Here is a 23,369-nt window from a genome sequence, read left to right on the forward strand (position 1 = left end):
TGCCGGCATGACGCGAATCGAGAAGAACCCCGAGGGCGCCGGAAGCGCCGTGACCGTGCGGGGGCTGGTGAAGCACTACGGCGAGACCAAGGCGCTGGACGGGGTCGACCTGGACGTCCGGGAGGGGACCGTCATGGGGGTTCTCGGGCCGAACGGCGCCGGGAAGACCACCCTCGTACGGATCCTGTCCACCCTGCTCGCTCCCGACAGCGGACGCGCCACGGTCGTCGGCTACGACGTCGTTCGGCAGCCCCGCCAGCTGCGCCGGGTGATCGGACTCACCGGGCAGTACGCCTCCGTGGACGAGAAGCTCCCCGGATGGGAGAACCTCTACCTCATCGGGCGGCTGCTCGACCTCTCCCGCAAGGAAGCCCGGGCCCGGGCCGACGAGCTGCTGGAGCGGTTCTCCCTCACGGACGCCGCCAAGCGCCCGACGAGCACGTACTCGGGCGGTATGCGGCGGCGGCTCGACCTGGCCGCGTCGATGATCGGACGCCCGCACGTGCTGTTCCTGGACGAGCCGACCACCGGACTCGACCCCCGCACCCGCAACGAGGTCTGGGACGAGGTCAAGCGGATGGTCGGGGACGGGGTCACCGTCCTGCTCACCACCCAGTACATGGAGGAGGCCGAGCAGCTCGCCTCCGAGCTGACCGTCGTGGACCGGGGCAAGGTCATCGCGAACGGCGGCATCGAGGAGCTGAAGGCGAAGGTCGGCGGCCGTGCGCTGCGGGTCCGCCCGACCGACCCGGCACACCTGCACGCGCTCGCCGGATGGATCGACGGCCTGGGCGTCACCGGGCTCGCCACCACGACCGTGGACGCCGAGCGCGGCTCGGTCCTGGTGCCGGTCCTCAGCGACGAGCAGCTGACCGCAGTGGTCGGCGCGGTCACCGCGCGCGGCGTCACCCTGGCTTCCATCACCACCGAACTGCCCAGCCTGGACGAGGTGTTCCTGTCCCTCACCGGCCACCGCGCCGGGGCCCCGCAGGACACCGCACCCGCCGACGACCGCGAGGAGGTCTCCGTATGAGCGCCACGACCGCGCCGATCGCCGACATCGAGGCGGACGCCCGTATCCCGCTGCGCGGCCACCTGCGCCACACCGGGGCCCTGATCCGCCGCAACCTGCTGTGGATCAAGCAGGACCCGGAGTCGATGTTCGACGCGCTGCTGATGCCGATCGTCTTCACCCTGCTGTTCGTGTACGTCTTCGGCGGCTCGATCGGGCAGGCGCTGGGCGGCGGCCAGGACGGCTACGTGCAGTACGTGATCCCCGGCATGATCGCGATGATGAGCATGACGCTGTCCCAGGGCGTCGGCACCGGCTTCAGCCAGGACTTCAACTCCGGTGTCATGGACCGGTTCCGATCGCTGCCGATCGGGCGCGGCTCGGTGCTGTTCGCGAAGATCTCGGTGGAGATCGTCCGGATGCTGTTCGCGACGACCGTGCTGATGATCGTCTCCGTCCTGGTCGGCTTCGACATCGACAACTGGCCGGGGCTGTTCGCGGCCGTGGGCCTGTCCACGGTGTTCGCCTCGTCGATCATGTGGGTGTTCCTCACCCTGGGCGTGGTGCTGAAGAACGCGCAGTCCGTGCAGGCGATGGGCTTCCTGGTGCTCTTCCCGCTGCAGTTCGGCTCGTCGATCTTCGCCCCCACCGCGTCGATGCCGGGCTGGCTGCAGGCCTTCACCGACTACAACCCGCTGTCCTCGCTCGCGGACGCGGCGCGCGGACTCATGGTGGGCGGCCCGGTCGCGCACGGCCTGTGGGTGACGCTGGCCTGGTCGGTGGGGATCACCGCGGTGATGGCGCCGATCGCCATCCACAAGTTCCGCACCAAGAGCTAGCGCGGCGCTCACACCAGGGCGGCGGCCTCCTCGTAGGAGAGGCCGCCGCCCTCGGCGTACGCGGACTCGAAGTCCTCGTCGCCGAGCGCGGCACGGGCCCGCGACCCGGCCAGGTCGCGGGCCTCGCGCTCCCAGCGCGGGGCCACGTGGCCCGGCGGCAGCAGCGCGTCGGCGGCGCCCAGGCAGCGGGCGGCGGCAGCGGCGCGGCTGCCGCCGTCCACGCCGCCGAGGGCGGTCGCGGCGATGCACAGGTACACGGAGCGCATCTGCGGGGCGATGGCCAGGGACAGCGGGTCCGTGGCCCGTCCCAGGGCGGTGCGGACGCTGGTCAGGGCCTGCGCGTACCGGCCCTCGACCGCGTCCAGCCAGGCCTCCGCACCCAGCAGGAAGGCGTCGAAGACGGCGATGGGGCCGAAGTCGAAGTTCTCGCGCAGCAGCGTGAGTTGCTCACGGGCCTCGACACGGCGACCGGTGGTGCCGAGCCAGCCGGCGAGGAAGAGACGGGCGGTCGGGACGGCCTCGTGGCCGGTGCGCTCGGGGCTGTCGATCACCTCGCGCAGCACGCGCTCGCCCCGTTCCTCCTCCCCCGCCTCCAGCAGCGCGCTGCCCAGCCGGGCCCCCAGGACCGCCAACTGGGCGCGGGCGCCCAACCGTTCGGCGTGGAGCATGGCGGCCTCGTAGTCGGCGGCGGCGCGGCCGAAGGCGCCCAGCCGCTCATGGGCCTCGGCCCGGGCGGAGAGGGCCTCGGCGGTGCCCCACGCGTCCCCGAGGCGCCGGAAGATCTCCAGCGCCTCGTCGGCGTCGCGGAAGGCGTCCGCCGCCCAGTCGGGGCGGTTGGCGAGGATGTTGGCGCGCATCTGCAGGCAGGAGGCGAGTTCCCACTCGTAGCCGGGTGTGCGGCGGCAGGTGTCGACGTTGGCCTCGACGATGACGCGGATCTGTTTCATGTCGCCGGTCATCAGCACGGCGAAGAACCACAGCATCCCGGGCACCCGGCAGGTCTGCGGGAGGCCGGGCTCGTAGACGGCGGCGATCATACGCAGCCTGGCTTGCGCGGCAGGGGTCTGCCACGCGTCCAACTCGGTGTCCATGCAGGAGAGATGGGTCAGATGGACGCCGCGGCGGGCCTCCCTGAGCATCTCGCCGGTCAGCGGGGGCGGGGCGTCGGTGCACGGCTTCCACACCGGGGCGGCCGGGCGCAGGGGTTCGGCGAACGGGTCGGGTCCCAGGGCCATGACCTCGGCGCACCAGGTACGGGCCTCGATGCGCAGGTCGCGCATCTGCCAGTACCAGGCGAGGGACAGGGTGAGGAGAAGCGCCTCCTGCTCGTCGCGGGCGTCGACGGCCCGGCGCAGCGCGGTGCGCAGGTTCTCGTACTCCAGCTGGAAACGGTCGATGGCGTCGCGCTGGGCGGGACCGCGCAACAACGGCTCGGTGGTGCGGGCGAGTTCGCGGTAGTACGTCAGATGCGCACGCTCGGCGGCCCCCCGCAGGCCGGACTCGTCGAGCCGCTCGCCCGCGTACTCGGCGACGGTCTCCAGCAGTCGGTAGCGCATGTCGCCGCCGGGGCCGGGTGCGGCGACCACGAGCGACTTGTCGACCAGGGAGGCGAGGGAGTCCAGGGAGGTACGGGGGACGCGGGGGACGCCCAACGCCTGGGAGGGGTGGGCGCCGTCGTCCGGGGCGGGCGGGGCGCAGACCGCCTCGATCGCCGTGAGGTCGCAGCCTCGGGCGAAGACGGAGAGCCGGGCCAGGACGTCGCGTTCGTCCTCGTCGAGCAGGTCCCAGGACCAGTCGACGACGGCCCGCAGGGTCTGCTGGCGGGGCAGCACCGTGCGGCTGCCGGAGGTGAGGAGGCGGAAGCGGTCGTCGAGCCGGTCGGCGATCTGGCGGGGCGTCATCATCCTCAGCCGGGCGGCGGCGAGTTCGATCGCGAGGGGCAGACCGTCGAGGCGCCGGCAGATCTCGGCGCAGGCCTCGGGGTCGTCCTCGGTGCGAAAGCCCGGACGGGCGGCCGCGCCCCGGTCGGCGAGCAGCCGCAGCGCGACCGGCTCCGGCAGCGGATCCAGCGGGCGCAGCAGTTCTCCCGGCACGCCGAGGGGCTCACGGCTGGTGGCCAGCACCGTCACCCGGGGACAGCGCGCCAGCAGTTCCTCGACGAGCCGGGCGGCCGCGTCGACCACGTGTTCGCAGTTGTCGAGGACGATGAGCATGCGGCGTCGGGCGCAGTGCTCGACCAGCCGCTCCAGGGGGTCGTCGTGGCGCTCGGCGACGGCCCGCAGCTCCTCGGCGCCGGCGCCGTACAGCACGGTCTCGCGCGCTCCCACGGCGGTGAGGACGGCCTGCGCCACGGCGTCCGGGTCGGCGACGGGAGCGAGCTCGGCCAGCCAGACGCCGTCGGGCGCCGTGTCCCCCACGGTCTCGGCGGCCTCCTGCGACAGCCGCGTCTTGCCGGCCCCGCCGGGCCCGAGCAACGTGACGAGCCGCGCGCTCGCCAGGTCGCCCCGGATGGCCTCGATGTCGCTCTCCCGGCCCACGAACGAGGTGAGTCTCGCCCGGAGGTTGCCACGGGCCGAGGACGGCGCGGGCGCGGGCGCGGACGGCTGTGGCGAGGGCGCAGTTGCGGACGGCGCGGGCGGCTGTGACGGTTGGCGGCTGGGGCCGTCGGGAGCGACCGGGCCTTCCTGGCTGAGCAACTCGGTGTACAGGGCGCGCAGTTCCGGTCCGGGGTCGGCGCCGAGGCGGTCTGCCAGCAGTCGGCGCACCTCGTCGTACGCGGCCAGTGCCTGGGCGGTGCGGCCCGCGTCGCGCAGGGCGCGCAACCGCAGGGCCTGCAGGGACTCGTCCAGGGGGTGCGCGTCGCACAGGGCGGTGAGTTCGGGCAGCGACTGCCCCGCGTGGCCGAGGGCGAGCGCGGCGGTGTGGCGGGCGCGCACCGCGTCCAGCCGACGGGCCTCCCAGCGGGCCGCCTCGGCGGCACGGTCGGGCAGGTCGGCGAGGGCCGGGCCGCGCCACAGGGCGAGGGCGTCGTCGAGCAGGACGGCCGCCTTGGCGGGGTCGCCGTCGGCTAGGGCGCGGACACCGTCGGCGGTCAGCCGCTCGAAACGGTGCAGGTCGACGTCGTCGGGGGCGGCGGCGAGCCGGTAGCCGCCCTCGGCCGAATCGATCGCGCCCGCCCCGAGGGCCCGGCGCAGCCGGCCGACCAGCGCCTGCAGCGCGCCGGACGCGTCGGCGGGCGGGTCGCCCGCCCACACCTCCTCCGTCAGCAGGCCCGCGGGAACGCTGCGCCCGGCCCGCAACGCCAGCACGGTGAGCAGGGCGCGCAGCCGCGCCCCGCCGACGGCGACGGGGGCGCCGTCCGGACGGAGTGCCTGAGTGGTGCCGAGAATGCGGTAGCGCACGGGGTTCATTGTCCCCGGCGGAACAGGGGACGGTCACGGGGTTGCTCCGGGGTGGCGTCGACAACACGCCCTCGCCCGCCCCCACATCCCCCACGCCTGGCGCAAACCGGGGACCGGACTGCCGACGGCCGCCCCCGGAACCCGGAACCCGGAACCCGGAACCCGGACCCTGTCGCGAGACGTTCTGCCGGTGCGCCCGGTACGGTCGGGCAGTTCCACACGTGCGTACGAACCCAGGGGGCCCCATGACCACCGCCACCACCAGCCGCAGCGAGCGGAGGATCAGTCCGGTCTTCGTCGGGATCCTGGCCGTGACGGCGGTGACCGGCTGGGCCACCTGGACCGGGTTCGCCGAGCAGCCCGGTGTGGCGGTGTTCCTGTTCGTGACGGCCGCCTGGATCGTGTCCCTGTGTCTGCACGAGTACGCACACGCGCGTACCGCCCTGCACAGCGGTGACATCTCCGTCGGCGCGAAGGGGTACCTGACGCTCAACCCGCTCAAGTACACGCACGCCCTGCTCAGCATCGTGCTGCCCGTGCTGTTCGTGATCATGGGCGGGATCGGTCTGCCGGGCGGCGCGGTCTTCATCGAGCGGGGGCGGATCCGCGGGCGCTGGCGGCACAGCCTGATCTCGGCGGCCGGTCCGCTGACGAACGTGCTGTTCGCGGTGGTGTGCACGGCGCCGTTCTGGCTGGACGCGCTGGACGGCGTGCCGGACGACTTCCGGTTCGCGCTCGGCTTCCTCGCCATGCTCCAGGTGACCGCGGCGATCCTGAACTTCCTGCCGGTGCCCGGTCTGGACGGCTACGGGGTCATCGAGCCCTGGCTGTCGTACAAGATCAAGCGGCAGGTCGAGCCGTTCGCGCCGTTCGGCCTGCTGTTCGTGTTCGCGCTGCTGTGGGTGCCGTCGGTGAACGGAGCGTTCTTCGACGTGGTCGACGCGATGCTGCGCGGCCTGGGGATCAGCGACCTGGACACGTACTGCGGTCAGTCGCTGTACCGCTTCTGGGAGGGCACGAGCGAGATCTGCTCGGTCAGCCCGTGACCCCGGCCCGGCCGGCCTTGCGCACCTTCTCCCGCTTGACGTAGTACCAGGTCATGTTGGACGACAGCCCCACGAGCAGCACCCACACGACGCCCAGGAGGCTGCCCTGGACGAAGGAGACGACCGCCGCGGCCACGGCGAGTACGCAGACGACGAGGGTCAAGAGGGCGAGGCGGGGCATGGGTCCGGTTCTCCTGTCGGGGGACACTGCTGGGCTGGCTCCGACCAGTGTCCCCCATGCGCTCACACGTCCGTGACGCGCAGGCCCGCGTGGGCCTTGTAGCGGCGGTTGACCGAGATCAGGTTGGCGACCAGGGACTCCACCTGGTGGGCGTTGCGCAGCCGGCCCGCGAAGACGCCGCGCATGCCGGGGATGCGGCCGGCCAGCGCCTGCACGATCTCGACGTCGGCGCGCTCCTCGCCGAGCACCATCACGTCGGTGTCGATCTCGTCGATCTCCGGGTCCTGGAGCAGGACCGCCGACAGGTGGTGGAAGGCGGCGGCGACCCGGGAGTCCGGCAGCAGGGCCGCGGCCTGCTCCGCCGCGCTGCCCTCTTCCGGCTTCAGCGCGTAGGCGCCCTTCTTGTCGAAGCCGAGCGGGTTGACGCAGTCGACGACGAGCTTGCCGGCCAGTTCCTCGCGCAGGGACTCCAGGGTCTCGCCGTGACCGTCCCAGGGGACGGCGACGATCACGATGTCGCTGCGGCGCGCGGTCTCGGCGTTGTCGGCGCCCTCGACGCCGTGCCCGAGCTCATCGGCGGCGGCCCGGGCGCGCTCGGCGGCGCGCGAGCCGATGATCACCTTCTGGCCGGCCTTGGCGAGGCGGTAGGCGAGGCCCTTGCCCTGCGGGCCGGTGCCGCCGAGCACGCCGACGACCAGTCCGGAGACGTCGGGAAGGTCCCACGGGTCCTTGGCGGGGGCCTTCGCCGGGGCGGCCGCGGGGGCGTTGTGTGCGCTGTCGGTAGAGGTCATGGGCCGACTTTACGTGGGCATGCGGTGCGGTCCTTCGCCATGTCGGGTGAATGAGGGGGGAACGGCGGGACGGCCGCGGCCGGCTACGGCACCATCCCTGCGCATGGACGCCGTACGGGTCGCGCTGCTGCGTGAGGTGCTCGCCGGGACCGAGTGGCTGGGGGCCACCCGGAGGTTCGCCGGGGTGCTGCGGGGGTCGGTGGTCTCGCACGGGGGCGGGCTGCTGCTGGCGGGCACGGCGGCGTACGAGCCCTGGCATCTCGCGGCGCATCTGGTGGACGAGGCCGCGTGGTCCGGCACGCCGGAGCTGGCGCCCACGCTGGTGCGCCACGCCGCGCGCCCTTCCGATCCCGCGCACCTGGCGGTGGGCCTGGGCCGGATCGAGGCGGCGCGGCGGGGAGAGACGCTGCTGGTGGCGTCGCCCTCGGCGGACGCACCGCTCCTCGAACGCGTGGCGGACGCCCGCCGGGCCGGGGTCACGGTCCTCGCCCTGGGTCCGGTCGAGGCGGATCTGACGGCTCTGGCCCACGAGACGCTGGCCGTGCCGGACGGCTCCGAGCTGGACCTCGACACCGTGCAGCACCTGGTGAGCGCCGCCGCCGGTGAGACGCTGCCCCCGACCAGAGGGCGACGCCGTCTCACCGACCGGCTCTCCCACCTCGCCGAACGCCTGACGGCACCACCCCCTCCCCCTTGGTGACCTGCCGACGCCCGCCCCCTTGGTGACCTGCCGACGCCCGCCCCCTCCCCTTGGCGACCTGCCGACACCGCCCCCTCCCCGTTGGCGACTTCCGACCCCACCCCTCCCCCTTGGCGACCTGCCGACACCGCCCCCTCCCCGTTGGCGACGCGCCGGTGCCGTGCCCCTCCCCCTTCGTGACCTGCCGACGCCCGCCCCCTCCCCGGCGAGGTGCCCGCTTCGCCGTCGGCCGGGTCGAAAAGCAGTTGTCGCCGCCCGCGCTCCCCGCCGAGCATGACCCTTCGTGACAGACGCCGACGCCTCCGCCGCTTCGCCTCCCCCTCGCTCCGGTCTTCGGGCGCTGTTGCCCGATCTCGCCCCCTGGCGGGCCTCGCGGGACTTCCGGCGGCTGTGGGTCTCGGGGACGGTGTCGAACTTCGGCAGCTTCCTCACCTTCGTCGCGCTGCCGGTGCAGTTGAAGGAGCTGACGGGGTCGGCCGCGGCCGTCGGCGCGATCGGCGCCGTGGAGCTGGTGCCGCTCGTGGTGTTCGGGCTGTACGGCGGCGCGCTGGCGGACGCCTGGGACAAGCGCGGGCTCATCCTGTGGACGGAGGCGGGTCAGGGTCTGCTGAGCGCGGTGCTCCTGCTCAACGCGCTGCTGCCGAGTCCCGCGGTGTGGCCGCTGTACCTCGTCGCCGCCCTGTCCTCCGCCCTGGTCTCCGTGCAGCGGCCGGCGCTCGACTCGCTGTGGCCGCGGATCGTGGCCCATGAACACCTTCCGGCGGCCGCCTCGCTGAACTCCCTGCGGTGGACCGTGGGCGGGGTCGCGGGACCGGCCCTCGCCGGCGTCGTCGTCGCCTACGCGGGCCTCGGCTGGGCCTACGCCGCCGACCTCCTCACCTTCGTCGTGTCGGTCGCGCTCGTCGTGCGCATCGCCGCCTCCCCCGCCGCCCACGAGGCGGCGAAGCCCTCGCTCCGGGCGATCGCCGAGGGCGCCCGGTACGCCTGGAGCCGCAAGGAGCTCCTCGGCACGTACGCCGTCGACCTGGCCGCGATGTTCCTCGCCATGCCGCTCGCCGTGCTGCCGTTCCTCGCGGACGACCTCGACGCCGAGTGGTCGCTGGGCCTGATGTACGCAGCCGTTCCGGCGGGGGCCCTGGTGGTGAGCCTGACCAGCGGCTGGACCACGCGGGTGCACCGGCACGGCCGGATGGTGGCGCTGTCGGCCGCGCTGTGGGGGGCCGCGATCGCCGCGGCCGGGCTGGCGGGGAACGTGTGGCTGGTGCTGCTGTGTCTGGCGCTCGCGGGCGGCTTCGACATGGTCAGCGGCGTCTTCCGCGGGATCATGTGGAACCAGACGATCCCGGACGAGCTGCGCGGGCGGCTCGCCGGGATCGAGTTGCTGTCCTACTCGGTGGGGCCGACGGTCGGCCAGGTGCGCAGCGGCGGCCTCGCGGCCTGGCTGGGGGTGCGGACGTCCGTCTGGTCGGGCGGGGTGCTGTGCGTGGGCGCGGTGGGGCTGCTGGCGCTGTGCCTGCCCGGGCTGATGACGTACGACGCGCGCACGAACGCGCACGCGGCGCGGGTGCGCGCACAGCGGTCGGCGGCCGCGCCCGCCCTGGAGGGCTGACGGCGCGGCCGGTCAGTCCTGGTCCGCCGCACCGCCCGCCGTGCCGCCCGTGGGGGCGTCGTGCCACTTGGGGTCGTTCTCCCACTGGAGGTTGCGCTCGCGGGCGCTCTCCATGGCGTGCTCGGCCTCCCCACGTGTGGCGTAGGGGCCGAACCGGTCCTTGGCCGGACATTCCGGCCCCTCCTCGACCTTCTTGTGCTCCAGGCAGTAGTACCACTCGCCCGGCTTGCCGGCGGTCCGCTTCTTGAACAGGGGCATGACGGCTCCTCTCGCCATCGACATGTTCCCCCATGGCCGCTCGTTAGACTCACTGGCATGTCTGGCCAGTCGCTGCTCGTCCCAGGGGAGCTGTCCCCCACCCGTTCCGTTCCCGGAAACATCCGCCGCCCCGAATACGTGGGCAAGCCCGCGCCGACGCCCTACACCGGGCCGGAGGTGCAGACGCCCGAGACGATCGAGGCGATGCGCCGGGCCGGCCGGATCGCCGCGCAGGCCATGGCGGAGGCCGCGAAGCTGATCTCGCCCGGGGTCACCACCGACGAACTGGACAGGGTCGCGCACGAGTACATGTGCGACCACGGCGCCTATCCGTCGACGCTGGGCTACCGCGGCTTCCCGAAGTCCCTGTGCACGAGCGTCAACGAGGTCATCTGCCACGGCATCCCCGACTCGACGGTGCTGCGCGACGGCGACATCGTCAACCTCGACGTGACGGCGTACATCGGCGGTGTGCACGGCGACAACAACGCCACGTACCTGGTCGGGGACGTCGACGAGGAGTCGCGGCTGTTGGTGGAGCGGACCCGTGAGTCCCTCGACCGGGCGATCAGGGCGGTCAAGCCCGGCCGGCAGATCAACATCATCGGGCGGGTCATCGAGTCGTACGCCAAGCGGTTCGGGTACGGCGTCGTGCGGGACTTCACCGGACACGGGATCAACTCGTCGTTCCACTCCGGGCTGATCATCCCGCACTACGACAGCCCGCACGCGACGACCGTCATCCAGCCCGGGATGACCTTCACCATCGAGCCGATGCTGACGCTCGGCACCCACGAGTACGACATGTGGGACGACGGCTGGACCGTGGTGACCAAGGACCGCAGGCGGACGGCCCAGTTCGAGCACACCCTGGTGGTGACGGAGACGGGCGCGGAGATCCTCACCCTGCCCTGAGCCCGCCCGCACGGGCCGGCCGCCCCCGGCCGCCCGCCCCGCCCCCAGTGCCCGCTCTCCTCGGAGGGCGGGCTTTCCGTTCTCCGGCTAGGTTTTTACCGACCAGCCGTCGGAAAGGTTACCGACTGAGGGTCGACAAGACGTTGACCCAGGTTGCCGAACCAGGAAGATCGGGCGATGGACTCCTTCTCGACGGTCATCCGCACCGCGTCCCACGAGCAGCACACGCAGGCGGAGACCTCGACGTTCATGAGCGACCTGCTCGGCGGCCGGCTCGGCGTCGACGCGTACGCGCGCTACACCGAGCAGCTGTGGTTCGTCTACGAGGCGCTGGAGACCGGGGCCGAGCGGCTGGCGGCCGATCCGGTGGCGGGGCCCTTCGTCCAGCCGGAGCTGTTCCGGCTCGCCGCGCTGGAGCGGGATCTGGCGCATCTGCGGGGCGCTCGATGGCGGGCGGGAGTGTCGGCCCTGCCGGCGACCGCGGCGTACGCGGCACGGGTGCGGGAGTGCGCGCGGCGATGGCCGGCCGGTTACGTCGCCCACCACTACACGCGCTACCTGGGCGACCTGTCCGGCGGGCAGATCATCCGCGACAGGGCGGAGCGGACCTGGGGCTTCGAGCGCAAGGGCGACGGCGTGCGCTTCTACGTCTTCGAGGAGATCGGCAACCCGGCGGCGTTCAAGCGGGAGTACCGAAAGCTGCTGGACGGGGTGCGCGCGGACGATCTGGAGAAGCAGCGGATCGTGAGCGAGTGCAAGCGCGCCTTCGCGCTGAACACGGCCGTCTTCCGGGCCCTGGGCGAGGAGTTCCCGCTCTCGGCGTGAAGCGGCCGCGGGGGCGGACGGGCCGGGCCCCCTCGTTTCGCGCCGAGGGGGCCCGGGGCCGGGTCAGAAACGGTCGCAGTGCTTGCCGGCCCAGAAGATGTCGGCCGAGACGGTGTCGATCGCGCCGATGTACGGGCTGCAGACGCCTTCGTTCCCACCGAAGTGGTGGTGCTCGCGGGGTCCCTCGTCGGCGGTGGCGGTCGTCGCGCCGGCGGCGGCGAGGGCGAGACCCAGAACGGTTGCGGCCAGTACGGATCGGATACGCATGATGCTCCTCTCACGGGGCTGAGTGATCACGCCCAGAGGTCCCCGTTCGCTTCGCCGCACACACGTCCTGCCACCCGTACGGACCCACGGCGCTCGCCCGGAGGGATCAGCGCCGCTCCCGCACCCGTCAGCGCTCCAGGAACACCCGTCCGCCGATCTCCACCCAGCCGTACGGCTGGGGCGCCGTCAGGATCTGGGAGCCGGCGCCCTGGGTGATGTTCAGGGCGCGGCCGAGCTGTTCGGTGAGCAGGAGGGCCGCGGCGCCGGTGGCCTCGTCCTCGTCGATGCCGTCGTCCCGGCCGGGGAAGCCGCGGGCGCGGATGCGGCCGGCCGGCTCGTCCTCCCAGGCCCAGGCGTAGACCCACTCCCCCTTGGGCAGCACGGGCAGGTCGTCGACCTCGGCGGCCGTCGCGTACTGCCGGATCGTTCGCGGCGGGGCCCATTCCGCGCGCGCCTCGATCCAGGTGAACTCCCCGTCCAGGCGGGTGCCGGCGACGCCGGCCGGGGTGACGAGCTCGGGCACGTCGAGCAGCCAGGCGACGCCCACGCACGGGTGGCCCGCGAAGGGCAGGCGCGTGGCGGGCGTGTAGATGTCGATGATCCCGCGCTCGGGGTCGTCGACGAACACCGTCTCGCTGAAGCCGAGTTTCGCCGCGAGGGCCTGACGGTCCTCGCGGTCCGGCAGCACCGAGCCTTCGCGGACCACGCCCAGTTCGTTGCCGTAGCCGCCGTTCGGCGCACAGAAGACGCGGAGCACGTCGTAATCAGTCACCGGGAAATTGAAGCACCGCCCGGGCCCTGACCTCGGCCCCGTCGCAACGGCCTCAAACGGAATCTTTGAATCTCCTTTGACCATTCCTTGACGTCCTATTTGAGTCACCGTGATCGGGTCGTGCTCTTACAGCGTCTATGAGAGGTGAATCACGGCCTTGACGGGTATTACGCAGGTAAGCCTTGGATAAGTTAGGCCAGCCTCACCAATCCGTGTGAGCCCTGTCACGTGATTTTTCAGCCACCGCTGGGAGCCCGAATGCGAGCCGCCAGACTGTCCGTCGTCACTGCCGTAGCCGCCGCCACGGCCCTGACCGCCGTCACGGGGTGCACCTCCAAGAGCGACGCGAAGGACGGCGACCGGGTCATCGGCGTGACCGCCACCGACTCCACGTGCAAGACCTCCAAGAAGGAGATCTCCGCCGGGCACGTGGAGCTCGCCATCGAGAACAAGGGCTCCAAGGTCACCGAGGTCTACATCCTCTTCCCGGACGACCGCGTCGTCAGCGAGCGCGAGAACATCGGCCCCGGCACCAAGCAGCGGGTCACCGCCGAGGTCAAGGCCGGCGACTACGAGATCGCCTGCAAGCCGGGCATGAAGGGCGACGGCATCCGCCAGGCCCTGAAGGTCACCGGCGGCTCCGTCGCCCAGCGCGACCCCCGGCTGGACAAGGCCGTGGCCGCCTACCGCTCCTACGCGCAGGCCCAGGCCGACGAGACGCTGCCCAAGGTCGCGGCCTTCGTCGCGGCGGTCAAGGCCGGCAACGTCGAGGCCGCGAAGAAGGCCTACGCGCCCTCCCGCATCGGCTGGGAGCGCACCGAGCCGGTCGCGGAGTCCTTCGGCGACATCGACCCGAAGGTCGACGTCCGCGCCGACGGCCTGGAGAGCGGCCAGAAGTGGACCGGCTGGCACCGGCTGGAGAAGGCCCTCTGGCAGGACAAGAAGATCGGCGCCGAGGAGAAGACCCTCGCCGACCAGCTCGTCACCGACCTGACCGACTGGCAGAAGCGGGTCGGCAAGGCGGAGATCACCCCGACCTCCATGGCCAACGGCGCCAAGGAACTCCTCGACGAGGTCGCCACCGGCAAGGTCACCGGCGAGGAGGAGCGCTACTCGCACACCGACCTCGTCGACTTCAAGGCCAACGTCGAGGGCGCGCAGCAGTCGTACGAGCTGCTCAAGCCGGTCGCCAAGGAGAACGACGCGGCCCTGGCCACCTCGCTGGACAAGCAGTTCGCCGCGCTGAACGCGCTGCTGGACAAGTACCGCCCGAACACGACGTCGTACGAGTTCACCTCGTACGACAAGGTCGGCGCCGCCGGCCGCAAGGAGCTGTCGGACGCGGTCAACGCGCTCGCCGAGCCGCTGTCGAAGCTCGCCGCCGCGGTCGCGAAGTAGCCGGGAGGCACAGGACATGACGGAGTCGGAGACCAAGGCCAGCAGTCCGTCGCGGCGGTCGCTGATCGGCTGGGGCGGGGCCGGGCTCGCGCTCGGCGCCGCCGCGGCCGGCGGAGCGGTCGCGATGACCCGCACCGGCAACGACGTCGACCCGGCCGGCGCCGACACCGGCGCCGCGGTCGACTTCCACGGGGCGAACCAGGCGGGCATCGCCACGCCCGTGCAGGACCGGCTGCACTTCGCCGCGTTCGACGTGACGACCACGGACCGCGCCGAGTTCGTCCAGCTGCTGAAGGACTGGACCGAGGCGGCCCGCCGGATGACGTCCGGGAAGGCGGTCGGGGAGGGCGCCTACGGCGGTCTCCCCGAGGCGCCGCCGGACGACACCGGCGAGGCCCTGGGCCTCAAGCCGTCCCGGCTGACCCTGACGGTCGGGTTCGGGCCGTCGCTGTTCAAGAAGTTCGGCCTCGCCGACCGGCGGCCGGACGCGCTCGTCGACCTGCCCACGTTCGCCGGGGACGCGCTCGACGCGGCCCGCAGCAACGGCGACCTGTGCGTGCAGGCGTGCGCCGACGACCCGCAGGTCGCCGTGCACGCGATCCGCAACCTGGCCCGCCTCGGCATGGGCAAGGTGGTGATCCGCTGGTCGCAGCTCGGCTTCGGCAAGACCTCCTCCACCACGCCCGAGGCGCAGACCCCGCGCAACCTCATGGGCTTCAAGGACGGCACCCGCAACATCGCGGGCACCGAGACCGACCGGCTGAAGAAGTTCGTGTGGGTCGGCGAGAAGGACGGCCCGGAGTGGATGGTGGGCGGCTCGTACCTCGTCGCCCGGCGCATCCGCATGCACATCGAGACCTGGGACCGCACCTCGCTGCAGGAGCAGGAGGACATCTTCGGCCGGGACAAGGGCGAGGGCGCTCCGGTGGGCAAGGCGAAGGAGCGCGACGAGCCGTTCCTGAAGGCGATGAAGCCCGACGCGCACGTACGGCTCGCGCACCCCGACTCCAACCACGGGTCGACGATCCTGCGCCGCGGCTACTCCTTCACCGACGGCACCGACGGTCTGGGCCGGCTGGAGGCGGGCCTGTTCTTCCTCGCCTACATGCGCGACGTCGGCAACGGATTCGTCCGCATCCAGCGCAACCTCGCCACCGACGCGCTCAACGAGTACATCCAGCACGTGGGTTCGGCGGTCTTCGCCGTCCCGCCGGGCGTCCGCGACAAGGACGACTGGTGGGGCCGGACGCTGTTCTCCGAGGAGGCGTAGCCCGTGTTCTCCAACTACCTGATCGGACTGCGCGAGGGCCTGGAGGCCTCCCTCGTCGTCTGCATCCTCATCGCCTACCTGGTGAAGACCGAGCGCCGGGACGCGCTGAAGCCCGTGTGGGCCGGCGTCGCCATCGCGGTGCTCATCGCGATGGGCTTCGGCTGCGTCCTCGAATTCGGCTCCCAGGAGCTGACGTTCAAGGCGCAGGAGGCGCTGGGCGGCTCGCTGTCGATCATCGCGGTAGGGCTGGTGACGTGGATGGTGTTCTGGATGCGGCGCGCCGCCCGGCACCTGAAGTCGGAGCTGCACGGCAAGCTGGACGCGGCCCTCGCGATGGGCACCGGCGCGCTGGTGGCCACCGCGTTCCTCGCGGTCGGCCGGGAGGGCCTGGAGACGGCCCTGTTCGTGTGGACGTCCGTGCACGCGGCGGGCGACGGCACCCCGCGCCCGCTGATCGGCGCGGCGCTGGGCCTGGCGACGGCCGTCCTGCTGGGCTGGCTGTTCTACCGCGGGGCGCTGCGCATCAACCTCGCGAAGTTCTTCACCTGGACGGGCGGCATGCTCGTCGTCGTGGCCGCGGGCGTGCTGGCGTACGGCGTCCACGACCTCCAGGAGGCCGACTGGATCCCGGGCCTGACGGACAAGGCGTTCGACGTCAGCGACACGATCCCGCCGGACAGTTGGTACGGCACGCTGCTGAAGGGCGTGTTCAACTTCCAGCCCGATCCGACGGTCCTCCAGGTCACGGTGTGGCTGCTGTACCTGGTCCCGACGCTCGCGCTGTTCCTCGCCCCGGTAGGGTTCGCCTCCGGGAAGGGGAAGGTGAAGTCGCCTGATGACCAGGGAACGCAGCCTGACGACCGGAGTTCGCACGCGTCGAGGACTCCGCAGGCGTGACCGGTACGCACTCGTAGCGGCCTCGCTCACCGCCGTCTCGCTCACGGCGAGCGGTTGTGTGGTGGTCCACGGTGAGCGCGAGGTGCTCCCGGCGGCCACGCAGGGGGAGGCCGTGAAGGCGGTCGAGCAGTTCACGTCCGCCTACAACAAGGCGGACGCGGCGTACGACGTCTCCCTGGACGCCGACCACACCGCGGGCGCCCTCGGGATCATCGACGCGGCGAGGCTGAGGGCGGGCCGCGTCAACAACCCGAACGGCAACCCGCAGCACAAGCCGCTGGTGTTGTCGGACGTGAAGTACACGATCCCGGAGAAGCCGGGCTGGCCGCGCTGGTTCGTCGCCGAGGCGAAGGGCAACAAGGGCGGCGACGCGCACTGGTTGCTGGTGTTCACCCGGGCCGGTCTTTCGGAGCCGTGGCAGGCGACCTATCTGACGCTGGTGACGCCGGGCTCGGTGCCGACGTTCAAGAAGGACGAGGACGGGTGGGCCGAGGCCGTGCCGGCCGACACCGCCGAACTCGCCCTGGCGCCCGAGGACCTGAGCAAGGACTACACGTCGTACCTGCAGAGCGGCCGGGGCGCCTTCGCCGACGGCGCGTACACCAGCGTGCTGCGCGCCACCCGAAAGAAGAACGCCGTCAGGCCGGGCCTGGCCACCCAGTACATCGACCAGCAGCTGACCGGGGGCGCCTACGCGCCGCTGGCGCTGCGCACCGCGGACGGCGGGGCGCTGGTGTTCTTCACCACGCACCACTACATGAAGCAGACGGCCGCTGCGGGAGCCGCCGTGCCCACCCCGAACAAGAACGTGCGGGCGCTGACGACCGGTGAGATCAAGCAGTCCCTGACGATGGAGTTCGTCGCCACCGACGTCGCCCTGGCCCCCGCGAAGGGCGCGGGCGGCGGCAAGGTGTCGGTGCTGAGCCGCCTGGAGGGGCTGACCGCCGCCAAGGGGGAGTGAGGCCCTGCGGCCGCGCGCTCAGCGGCGGGTGGGCCAGGCCCCCGTCGGATGGTCCTGGTCCTGCCGGGAGTGGCGGGCGCAGGCGTCGGTGAGGGTCTCCAGCAGCGTCAGCGGGTCGGGCAGCGGATGCTCGGGACCGCGCAGCCAGTGGACGGTCGGGGCGTCGTCGCCGGGCAGACGCGCGGGCGGCACGAGGACGTAGGAGCCCCGGCAGTGCCAGCGCAGGCCGGGGTGCTCGTCCATGGTCTCGGGATGGCAGTCCAGCTCGCACGGCCACCACTCGTCCTCGTCCTCGGGGGTACCGCGGGTGAGGGTGAAGAAGAGCAGCCGGCCGTCGTCGCTCTCGGCGACCGGGCCGACCTCGACGCCGGCGTCGAGCAGCCGCTCCAGGGCCTGCCGGCCGGCCTCCAGGGGCACATCGAGGACGTCGTGCGTCATGCCGGTGGCGGTGATGAAGTTGGCCTGCGGCTGGTGGCGGGCCCAGCGCTCGATCTGGGCGCGGTCGGTGGTGGACTGCGTCTGCCAGGCGAAGGACACCGGGTGCCGGGCGGGGGTCGGACAGCCGACCCGGTCGCAGGAGCAACCGTAGCCGGGGGCCGGGTGCGCGGCGGGCGACAGGGGCAGTCCGGCTTCGGCGGCGGCCAGCAGCAGGGCCTCACGGTCGCCGTCGTCGGCTCCCTCGGAAGGGCCGCTTCCACGCAGCCACTCCGTAAGTCTTCCCCACAGTCCGGTCCGGCCGTCGAACTCCGCGCTCATCTGTCCCCTCGCCTCGGTGGTGCGGACAGCATGCCCTATGGTCGCATCATCCTGCGCATCGGGGGGCCCTAGCCCCGAATCGGGGCAGGTGGGGCGGGACGGGCCAGAGTGACCGATGTGACTCGGGCCGCCGCGGACGCGGTCACCGGGGCGCGAGGCCGTGGAGTGCGTAGTCGACGAGGGTGTCGGTGTACTCGTAGCTGATCGGTCCGGTGTGCTGCAGCCAGCGCTGGGCGAGCGGGGAGATGAAGAACTCCAGGGCGATGCGCAGGTCGAGGCCGGCCCGGACCTGGCCGGCCTGCTGGGCGGAGCGCAGCCGGTCGACGTACAGCTGGATGGACGGCTCCATGAGCGTGGCCGTGAACTCGCGGCTCACCTGCTCGTTGACCAGCCCCTCGGCGGCCAGGGCCCGGGCGGGCGCCTCGAACCGGGGGTCGGTCAGCTGGTCGACGGTGGCCCGCAGGACGGCCTTGATGTCGGCGGCGACGTCGCCGGTGTCGGGGATGACGTAGGGCTCGCCGCCCGTGCCGGCCTCCCGTGCCGCCTGTTCGCCGAGGTCCAGGAACGCCTCGAGGAGGACGTCGGCCTTCGAACCCCACCACCGGTAGATGGTCTGCTTGCCGACGCCGGCACGGGCGGCGATGCCCTCGATCGTGGTCTTCGGGTAGCCGGCCTCGGCGACCAGCGCGAGGGCGGCGTCGTAGATGGCGCGTCGGGACCGCTCGCTGCGGCGGGTGGTGTCGGGGGCCGGCTTTCGGGGCTGGGTGACCATGCTCCGACGGTACCAAGCGCATGAGACGGCACGTCTCGCGAACGGCCCGGACGGGCCGACGTGTCCCGGCGGGACTAGGGCCGACCCGCCAGGGCCTCGGCGGCCTCCTGCGGGTAGCGGACGCCGGTCTGCTCCCGGACGGCGTCCAGCGTCCGCATGACCGCGAGGCTCCCGTCGAGCGGGACCAGCGGGGACTCGGTCTCGCCGGCCCGCAGCGCCCGCATGACCTCGCGGGCCTCGTGCCGGAACGTGGTGCGCGGTCCGTCGGCGGGGTCGGCGGCGAACTCCTCGGGGTCGCGGCCGGCGCGGTGCAGGACGAGCCGGTCGGGGTGGAAGAAGCCGGACGGGATGTCGATGCGGCCGCGCGAGCCGGTGACGGAGGCGGTGGTCCCGGTGCCGCCGGCGACCGAGCAGTGCAGCGCGGCGAGCGCGCCGGAGTCCCAGGACAGGGCCAGCGCCGTCTGGAGGTCGACGCCCTCGGCGGACAGCACGGACCGGGCGGCGACGCCCGACGGTTCGCCGAGCAGGAGGTGGGCGAAGGAGACCGGGTAGACGCCGAGGTCGAGGAGGGCGCCGCCGCCCTGGGCGGGGTCGCGCAGCCGGTGCGAGGGCGGGAAGGGCCCCTCGAGGCCGAAGTCGGCCTGCACGGTGCGGACCTCGCCGATCGCCCCGTCGTCGACGAGAGCCTTGAGCCGGCGGATGACGGGGTTGCAGTACATCCACATGGCTTCCATGAGGAAGCGGCCGCCCGCCCTGGCCAGCGCGACGAGCTCCTCGGCCTCCCGCACGTTCAGCGTGAACGCCTTCTCGCACAGCACGTTGCGCCCGGCCTCCAGGCACAGGCCCGCGGCGGCGCGGTGCGCGGCGTGCGGGGTGGCCACGTAGACGACATCGATGTCCTCGTCGGCCGCGAGAGCCGCCCAGTCGCCGTAGGCCCGGGGTATGCCGAACCGTTCGGCGAACGCCTTGGCGGAGGCCTCGGTGCGGGAGGCGACCGCGACGACCTCGGCGTCGGGCAGGTCGATCAGGTCCGCCGTGAACGCGCCGGCGATGCCGCCGGTCGCCAGGATCCCCCACCGCACCGTGTCCGTCGTCATACCCTGCCCCGCCCTCGTGCCGTCCCGTCGGTGTGTTCGAGCTGAGAGCATAGGTGGCCGAGACGTCGGAGAGGGAGGGGCGGCACGTATGCCGGAGGGCGGGGCGATACCGGAGTTGTCGGCGGCGGCCGTGCCGTCGCCGCCGCGCGACCGGCGGCGGACCGGACTGCTCGTCACGCTCGTCCTGGGCGGGCTGACCGCCACTCCCCCGCTGTCGATGGACCTGTACCTCCCGGCGCTGCCGGAGGTCACCCGCTCGCTGCACGCGCCCGCCGCGACCGTGCAGCTCACGCTGACCGCGTGTCTGGCCGGCATGGCGCTGGGGCAGCTGCTGGTCGGTCCGATGAGCGACCGGTGGGGGCGCAGGCGTCCGCTGCTCGCCGGGCTGGCGGTCTACGTGGTGGCGACCGCCCTGTGCGCCCTGGCGCCGACCGTCGAGCTGCTGGTCGCGTTCCGGCTGCTGCAGGGACTCGCCGGCGCGGCGGGGATCGTGATCGCGCGGGCCGTCGTACGCGACCTGTACGACGGTGTGGCGATGGCCCGCTTCTTCTCCACCCTGATGCTGATCTCCGGGGTGGCCCCGGTGGTGGCGCCGCTGATCGGCGCGCAGATCCTGCGGGGGACGGACTGGCGGGGTGTGTTCGTGCTCCTCACGGCGGTCGGGCTGCTGCTGGCCGCGCTGGTGTGGACCAGGCTCCCGGAGACGCTGCCGGCCGCCGAACGGCACTCGGGCGGGGTCGGCGAGGCCCTGCGCTCGATGCGCCGGCTCCTGTCGGACCCGCCCTTCACCGGTTACCTGCTCACCGGCGGTTTCGCCTTCGCCACGCTGTTCGCGTACATCTCCGCGTCGCCGTTCGTGGTGCAGGAGATCTACGGCGCCTCCCCGCAGACGTTCGGGTTGCTGTTCGGCTTGAACTCGGTCGGGCTGGTGGCGGTCGGCCAGATCAACGGAAAGGTGCTGGTGGGGCGGGTTCGGCTGGACCGGGTGCTGGCGGTCGGGCTGTCGACCGTGGTGCTCGCCGCGACGGCGCTGCTGCTGATGACGACGGGCGTGTTCGGCGAGGTCGGGCTGGCCCCGGTGGCCGCCGCGCTGTTCCTGCTGATGTCCGCGATGGGCGTCACCCTGCCCAACGCGCAGACCCTGGCCCTGATGCGGGTCCGGCACTCGGCCGGTTCCGCGTCCGCGCTGCTGGGCACCTCCTCGTTCCTGATCGGCGCGATCGCCTCCCCGCTCGTCGGGATCGCCGGGGAGCGCACCGCCGTCCCGATGGCCGTCGTCCAGTTGACCGGGGCACTGGTGGCGGCGGCCTGCTTCGTGGTTATGTGCCGTCCCTGGAAGAACGCGGGGACAGAGGGAGCAGAGAGCTGAGCGCACCGAGACTGCGCGTCGACACGCCGGAGCGGGCGGGGCTGGACCCCGAGGAGACGCGGCTTCTGGTCCGCGACGTCGTCGACCTCACCGAAGGCGACCGCCCCTGGGCGGCCGGCGCCGTCGTGGTCGCCGGGCGCGGCCCGGTGATCGCCGTGGAGGAGGCGGTGGGCTGGGCCGTGCGGTACTCGGCCTACGATCCGGCGACCGACGCGGGCGTGGAGCTGCCGCCCGAGGAGCGTGTCGCCATGACCGTCGGCACGCCCTTCGACCTGGCCTCCCTCACCAAGCTGTTCACCTCGGTCGCGGCGGTGCAGCAGATCGAGCGCGGCACCCTCGGCATCGACGCCCTGATCGGCGCCTACCTGCCCGACTTCCGTGCGGCGGCCGCGCACGGCGTCACCGTCCGCCAGCTCCTCACCCACACCTCCGGGCTGCGTCCCGAACTGCCCCTGTACGACTGCGCGGACGACACGCAGCGGCTGGATCTGCTGCGCGCGGAGGCGCCGGTCGGCGAGCCGGGCGCGTACGCCTACTCCGACCTGAACATGCTGCTGCTCCAGCAGCTCCTGGAGCGGCTGACCGGGCGCACGCTGGACGTCCTGGTGCACGAGGGGATCACCCGTCCGCTGGGCATGACCTCGACCGCCTTCGGCCCCTGCCCGGGCGCGGCAGCCACCGAGGACCAGCGGCGGCCGTGGGCGAAGGCGGACCGGGGGATGCTGCGGGGCGTGGTGCACGACGAGAACGCGTGGGCGCTGGGCGGGGTGGCCGGTCACGCGGGCCTGTTCTCGACCGGCCGGGACCTGGCCGTGTTCTGCCGGACGCTGCTGGCCGGCGGTTCGTACGGCCCGGCCCGCATCCTCGGCCCGGATTTCGTGGAACTGCTGCTGACCCCGCCGGGGCTGGGCTTCGCGGTGGACCAGCGGTGGTTCATGGGCGAACTGGCGGGCGAGGGCGCGGCCGGCCACACCGGGTTCACGGGCACGTCCCTGGTCCTGGATCCCGCCACGGACACCTTCGTGGTGCTGCTGGCGAACGCGGTGCATCCGGTGCGCAGGACGCCGGACAGCGCGCCGCGGGCGCTGGCGGGAACACGGATGGCGATGGCGGTGCGGTGAGGCCCGGGGCAGGGGTCGGGGTCGGGCCCGGAGCAGGGGGCGGGGTCGAGGTCCGGCCCGGGGTGCGGTCGGGATCGACGCCGGGGCCGGGTCGCGGACCGGGACCTGAGAAAATCGCGGGGTGAACCTTTCCGTGTCCGCCGCCGAGGCCCTCCGCACCGCTCTCGGAGAGCTCCTCGACGGCCTGCCGCCCAAGCAGGCCGCTCTGGCCGTCGAGCGGCTCATCGCCAACTACCGGGGCGCCACCCCCACGGACGCGCCCATCCTGCGCGACCGCGCGGACGTGGCCGCCTACGCCGCGTACCGGATGCCGGCGACCTTCGAGGCGGTGCGGTCGGCGCTGGAGGCGTTCGCGGACGCGGCGCCGGGGTGGACGCCGGGCAGTCAGGTGGACGTCGGCGGCGGCACCGGCGCGGCGACCTGGGCGGTGAGCGCGACCTGGGAGGGGACGCGCCGGGTGACCGTCCTCGACTGGGCGGAGCCCGCGCTCGCCCTGGGCCGTGAGATCGCCGCGGCGAATCCGGCGCTGGCGGACGTCCGCTGGCAGCGCGCCCGCGTCGGTGCGGCGCTCACCCTGGAGGCGGCCGACCTCGTCACCGTCTCCTACGTGCTCAACGAGCTCGCCGCGCCCGACCGGGCCGCCCTCGTGGACGCCGCCGCGTCGGCCGCGCAGGCCGTGGTGATCGTGGAGCCGGGCACCCCCGACGGCTACGCCCGGGTGATCGAGGCCCGTGAGCGGCTGATCGCCGCCGGTTTCCGGGTCGCCGCGCCCTGTCCGCACAGCGCGGCCTGCCCGATCGTGCCCGGGTCGGACTGGTGCCACTTCTCGGCGCGGGTGAGCCGCTCGTCCCTGCACCGGCAGGTCAAGGGCGGCTCGCTGCCCTACGAGGACGAGAAGTTCTCCTACGTCGCCGCGGCCCGTTTCCCCGTCTCGCCCGCCTCCTCCCGGGTGGTCCGGCGGCCGCAGATCCGCAAGGGGCAGGTGCTCCTCGACCTGTGCGAGGCCGAGGAGCGGCTGAGCCGTACGACGGTGACGAAGAAGCACGGCGACCTCTACAAGGAGGCCCGTGACGCGGACTGGGGCGACACTTGGCCGCCGCGGTCCTGAACGG

General features: G+C 72.9%; 23 protein-coding genes. 14 read left to right on the plus strand and 9 right to left on the minus strand.

Annotated elements, in window-relative coordinates; genetic code table 11:
- Positions 1-7 precede the first annotated feature (7 nt).
- Together ACZ7DE_RS05325 and ACZ7DE_RS05330 are read left to right on the plus strand one after the other, a co-directional pair.
- A complete protein-coding gene (locus ACZ7DE_RS05325) occupies positions 8-1,033 on the plus strand; it encodes an ATP-binding cassette domain-containing protein (RefSeq protein ID WP_470758221.1) in 1,026 nt (341 codons plus the stop codon).
- A complete protein-coding gene (locus ACZ7DE_RS05330; RefSeq protein ID WP_470758223.1) occupies positions 1,030-1,851 on the plus strand; it encodes an ABC transporter permease in 822 nt (273 codons plus the stop codon). The genes ACZ7DE_RS05325 and ACZ7DE_RS05330 overlap by 4 nt, the downstream gene beginning before the upstream one ends.
- A gap of 8 nt (positions 1,852-1,859) precedes the next feature.
- Here the strand turns inward: ACZ7DE_RS05330 and ACZ7DE_RS05335 are convergent, their stop codons facing one another.
- Positions 1,860-5,261 carry an AfsR/SARP family transcriptional regulator gene (locus ACZ7DE_RS05335; protein WP_470758225.1) on the minus strand — a complete coding sequence of 1,134 codons (3,402 nt, stop codon included), beginning with the start codon at positions 5,259-5,261 and terminating at the stop codon, positions 1,860-1,862.
- Positions 5,262-5,497: 236 nt separating this feature from the next.
- Here ACZ7DE_RS05335 and ACZ7DE_RS05340 point away from each other — a divergent pair, with 236 nt between their 5' ends.
- Positions 5,498-6,298, plus strand: a complete 801-nt coding sequence (locus ACZ7DE_RS05340; protein ID WP_470758227.1) for a site-2 protease family protein — start codon at positions 5,498-5,500, stop codon at positions 6,296-6,298.
- On the opposite strand, the gene ACZ7DE_RS05345 is transcribed toward ACZ7DE_RS05340, so the two are convergent.
- Together ACZ7DE_RS05345 and npdG are read right to left on the minus strand one after the other, a co-directional pair.
- The gene (locus tag ACZ7DE_RS05345; RefSeq protein WP_470758229.1) at positions 6,288-6,479 is read right to left on the minus strand and encodes a hypothetical protein; all 192 of its coding nucleotides are present in this window, start codon (positions 6,477-6,479) and stop codon (positions 6,288-6,290) included. The two genes, ACZ7DE_RS05340 and ACZ7DE_RS05345, sit on opposite strands and share 11 nt — an antisense overlap.
- Positions 6,480-6,541: 62 nt before the next feature.
- On the minus strand, positions 6,542-7,270 hold the full coding sequence (npdG, locus tag ACZ7DE_RS05350) for an NADPH-dependent F420 reductase (RefSeq protein ID WP_470758231.1): 729 nt from the start codon (positions 7,268-7,270) through the stop codon (positions 6,542-6,544).
- A gap of 103 nt (positions 7,271-7,373) precedes the next feature.
- Between npdG and ACZ7DE_RS05355 the strand changes: the two genes are divergently transcribed.
- Together ACZ7DE_RS05355 and ACZ7DE_RS05360 are read left to right on the plus strand one after the other, a co-directional pair.
- Complete coding sequence (locus ACZ7DE_RS05355) at positions 7,374-7,970, plus strand: hypothetical protein (protein ID WP_470758235.1); 597 nt, start codon at positions 7,374-7,376, stop codon at positions 7,968-7,970.
- 283 nt (positions 7,971-8,253) lie between these two features.
- Positions 8,254-9,579 (plus strand): MFS transporter, encoded by a 1,326-nt coding sequence (locus ACZ7DE_RS05360; protein ID WP_470758237.1) that lies wholly within the window; start codon positions 8,254-8,256, stop codon positions 9,577-9,579.
- 12 nt (positions 9,580-9,591) lie between these two features.
- Here the strand turns inward: ACZ7DE_RS05360 and ACZ7DE_RS05365 are convergent, their stop codons facing one another.
- The gene (locus ACZ7DE_RS05365; RefSeq protein WP_470758239.1) at positions 9,592-9,837 is read right to left on the minus strand and encodes a hypothetical protein; all 246 of its coding nucleotides are present in this window, start codon (positions 9,835-9,837) and stop codon (positions 9,592-9,594) included.
- A 57-nt stretch (positions 9,838-9,894) separates the two neighbouring features.
- On the opposite strand from ACZ7DE_RS05365, the gene map reads away from it, so the two are divergent.
- Positions 9,895-10,752, plus strand: a complete 858-nt coding sequence (map, locus tag ACZ7DE_RS05370; RefSeq protein ID WP_470758241.1) for a type I methionyl aminopeptidase — start codon at positions 9,895-9,897, stop codon at positions 10,750-10,752.
- A 177-nt stretch (positions 10,753-10,929) separates the two neighbouring features.
- Complete coding sequence (locus tag ACZ7DE_RS05375) at positions 10,930-11,577, plus strand: biliverdin-producing heme oxygenase (protein ID WP_470758243.1); 648 nt, start codon at positions 10,930-10,932, stop codon at positions 11,575-11,577.
- Between the two features lie 63 nt (positions 11,578-11,640).
- Here ACZ7DE_RS05375 and ACZ7DE_RS05380 read toward each other — a convergent pair whose 3' ends face one another.
- Both ACZ7DE_RS05380 and ACZ7DE_RS05385 read right to left on the minus strand, forming a co-directional pair.
- Positions 11,641-11,844: a hypothetical protein gene (locus ACZ7DE_RS05380; RefSeq protein WP_470758245.1), complete on the minus strand. Its 204-nt coding sequence runs from the start codon at positions 11,842-11,844 to the stop codon at positions 11,641-11,643.
- A 127-nt stretch (positions 11,845-11,971) separates the two neighbouring features.
- Positions 11,972-12,616 (minus strand): PhzF family phenazine biosynthesis protein, encoded by a 645-nt coding sequence (locus ACZ7DE_RS05385; protein WP_470758247.1) that lies wholly within the window; start codon positions 12,614-12,616, stop codon positions 11,972-11,974.
- Positions 12,617-12,874: 258 nt separating this feature from the next.
- Here ACZ7DE_RS05385 and efeO point away from each other — a divergent pair, with 258 nt between their 5' ends.
- Genes efeO through ACZ7DE_RS05405 form a run of 4 tightly spaced genes read left to right on the plus strand, consistent with a single transcriptional unit; the run spans position 12,875 to position 17,142 of the window.
- On the plus strand, positions 12,875-14,014 hold the full coding sequence (gene efeO / locus ACZ7DE_RS05390) for an iron uptake system protein EfeO (RefSeq protein ID WP_470758249.1): 1,140 nt from the start codon (positions 12,875-12,877) through the stop codon (positions 14,012-14,014).
- A 16-nt stretch (positions 14,015-14,030) separates the two neighbouring features.
- Positions 14,031-15,284 carry an iron uptake transporter deferrochelatase/peroxidase subunit gene (efeB, locus tag ACZ7DE_RS05395; protein WP_470758257.1) on the plus strand — a complete coding sequence of 418 codons (1,254 nt, stop codon included), beginning with the start codon at positions 14,031-14,033 and terminating at the stop codon, positions 15,282-15,284.
- 3 nt (positions 15,285-15,287) lie between these two features.
- Positions 15,288-16,181: an iron uptake transporter permease EfeU gene (gene efeU / locus ACZ7DE_RS05400; protein WP_470758271.1), complete on the plus strand. Its 894-nt coding sequence runs from the start codon at positions 15,288-15,290 to the stop codon at positions 16,179-16,181.
- Positions 16,120-17,142 (plus strand): SCO2278 family lipoprotein, encoded by a 1,023-nt coding sequence (locus tag ACZ7DE_RS05405; RefSeq protein ID WP_470758273.1) that lies wholly within the window; start codon positions 16,120-16,122, stop codon positions 17,140-17,142. The genes efeU and ACZ7DE_RS05405 overlap by 62 nt, the downstream gene beginning before the upstream one ends.
- A gap of 18 nt (positions 17,143-17,160) precedes the next feature.
- On the opposite strand, the gene ACZ7DE_RS05410 is transcribed toward ACZ7DE_RS05405, so the two are convergent.
- From ACZ7DE_RS05410 to ACZ7DE_RS05420, 3 genes are all read right to left on the minus strand, one after another.
- On the minus strand, positions 17,161-17,898 hold the full coding sequence (locus ACZ7DE_RS05410; RefSeq protein WP_470758275.1) for a bifunctional DNA primase/polymerase: 738 nt from the start codon (positions 17,896-17,898) through the stop codon (positions 17,161-17,163).
- A gap of 142 nt (positions 17,899-18,040) precedes the next feature.
- The gene (locus ACZ7DE_RS05415; RefSeq protein ID WP_470758277.1) at positions 18,041-18,670 is read right to left on the minus strand and encodes a TetR/AcrR family transcriptional regulator; all 630 of its coding nucleotides are present in this window, start codon (positions 18,668-18,670) and stop codon (positions 18,041-18,043) included.
- Between the two features lie 74 nt (positions 18,671-18,744).
- Positions 18,745-19,767: a Gfo/Idh/MocA family protein gene (locus ACZ7DE_RS05420; protein ID WP_470758279.1), complete on the minus strand. Its 1,023-nt coding sequence runs from the start codon at positions 19,765-19,767 to the stop codon at positions 18,745-18,747.
- Between the two features lie 88 nt (positions 19,768-19,855).
- On the opposite strand from ACZ7DE_RS05420, the gene ACZ7DE_RS05425 reads away from it, so the two are divergent.
- The 3 genes from ACZ7DE_RS05425 (at position 19,856) to ACZ7DE_RS05435 (ending at position 23,365) form a co-directional block, all read left to right on the plus strand.
- Positions 19,856-21,136 (plus strand): multidrug effflux MFS transporter, encoded by a 1,281-nt coding sequence (locus ACZ7DE_RS05425; RefSeq protein ID WP_470758282.1) that lies wholly within the window; start codon positions 19,856-19,858, stop codon positions 21,134-21,136.
- Complete coding sequence (locus ACZ7DE_RS05430) at positions 21,091-22,257, plus strand: serine hydrolase domain-containing protein (protein WP_470758285.1); 1,167 nt, start codon at positions 21,091-21,093, stop codon at positions 22,255-22,257. The genes ACZ7DE_RS05425 and ACZ7DE_RS05430 overlap by 46 nt, the downstream gene beginning before the upstream one ends.
- 121 nt (positions 22,258-22,378) lie before the next feature.
- Positions 22,379-23,365 carry a small ribosomal subunit Rsm22 family protein gene (locus ACZ7DE_RS05435; RefSeq protein WP_470758287.1) on the plus strand — a complete coding sequence of 329 codons (987 nt, stop codon included), beginning with the start codon at positions 22,379-22,381 and terminating at the stop codon, positions 23,363-23,365.
- The last annotated feature ends 4 nt before the right edge of the window (positions 23,366-23,369 follow it).

The organism is Streptomyces sp. NPDC037083, assembly GCF_055606485.1.

What these genes read in the sequence shown, in the direction of transcription:
- ACZ7DE_RS05415 (WP_470758277.1), bottom strand. Translation starts at nt 18,670, where the DNA reads ATGGTCACCCAGCCCCGAAAGCCGGCCCCCGACACCACCCGCCGCAGC.
- ACZ7DE_RS05375 (WP_470758243.1), top strand. Translation starts at nt 10,930, where the DNA reads ATGGACTCCTTCTCGACGGTCATCCGCACCGCGTCCCACGAGCAGCAC.
- ACZ7DE_RS05345 (WP_470758229.1), bottom strand. Translation starts at nt 6,479, where the DNA reads ATGCCCCGCCTCGCCCTCTTGACCCTCGTCGTCTGCGTACTCGCCGTG.
- ACZ7DE_RS05355 (WP_470758235.1), top strand. Translation starts at nt 7,374, where the DNA reads ATGGACGCCGTACGGGTCGCGCTGCTGCGTGAGGTGCTCGCCGGGACC.
- map (WP_470758241.1), top strand. Translation starts at nt 9,895, where the DNA reads ATGTCTGGCCAGTCGCTGCTCGTCCCAGGGGAGCTGTCCCCCACCCGT.
- ACZ7DE_RS05330 (WP_470758223.1), top strand. Translation starts at nt 1,030, where the DNA reads ATGAGCGCCACGACCGCGCCGATCGCCGACATCGAGGCGGACGCCCGT.
- ACZ7DE_RS05380 (WP_470758245.1), bottom strand. Translation starts at nt 11,844, where the DNA reads ATGCGTATCCGATCCGTACTGGCCGCAACCGTTCTGGGTCTCGCCCTC.
- ACZ7DE_RS05425 (WP_470758282.1), top strand. Translation starts at nt 19,856, where the DNA reads ATGCCGGAGGGCGGGGCGATACCGGAGTTGTCGGCGGCGGCCGTGCCG.
- ACZ7DE_RS05365 (WP_470758239.1), bottom strand. Translation starts at nt 9,837, where the DNA reads ATGCCCCTGTTCAAGAAGCGGACCGCCGGCAAGCCGGGCGAGTGGTAC.
- ACZ7DE_RS05340 (WP_470758227.1), top strand. Translation starts at nt 5,498, where the DNA reads ATGACCACCGCCACCACCAGCCGCAGCGAGCGGAGGATCAGTCCGGTC.
- npdG (WP_470758231.1), bottom strand. Translation starts at nt 7,270, where the DNA reads ATGACCTCTACCGACAGCGCACACAACGCCCCCGCGGCCGCCCCGGCG.
- efeO (WP_470758249.1), top strand. Translation starts at nt 12,875, where the DNA reads ATGCGAGCCGCCAGACTGTCCGTCGTCACTGCCGTAGCCGCCGCCACG.
- ACZ7DE_RS05420 (WP_470758279.1), bottom strand. Translation starts at nt 19,767, where the DNA reads ATGACGACGGACACGGTGCGGTGGGGGATCCTGGCGACCGGCGGCATC.
- ACZ7DE_RS05410 (WP_470758275.1), bottom strand. Translation starts at nt 17,898, where the DNA reads ATGAGCGCGGAGTTCGACGGCCGGACCGGACTGTGGGGAAGACTTACG.
- efeB (WP_470758257.1), top strand. Translation starts at nt 14,031, where the DNA reads ATGACGGAGTCGGAGACCAAGGCCAGCAGTCCGTCGCGGCGGTCGCTG.
- ACZ7DE_RS05325 (WP_470758221.1), top strand. Translation starts at nt 8, where the DNA reads ATGACGCGAATCGAGAAGAACCCCGAGGGCGCCGGAAGCGCCGTGACC.
- ACZ7DE_RS05335 (WP_470758225.1), bottom strand. Translation starts at nt 5,261, where the DNA reads ATGAACCCCGTGCGCTACCGCATTCTCGGCACCACTCAGGCACTCCGT.
- ACZ7DE_RS05405 (WP_470758273.1), top strand. Translation starts at nt 16,120, where the DNA reads ATGACCAGGGAACGCAGCCTGACGACCGGAGTTCGCACGCGTCGAGGA.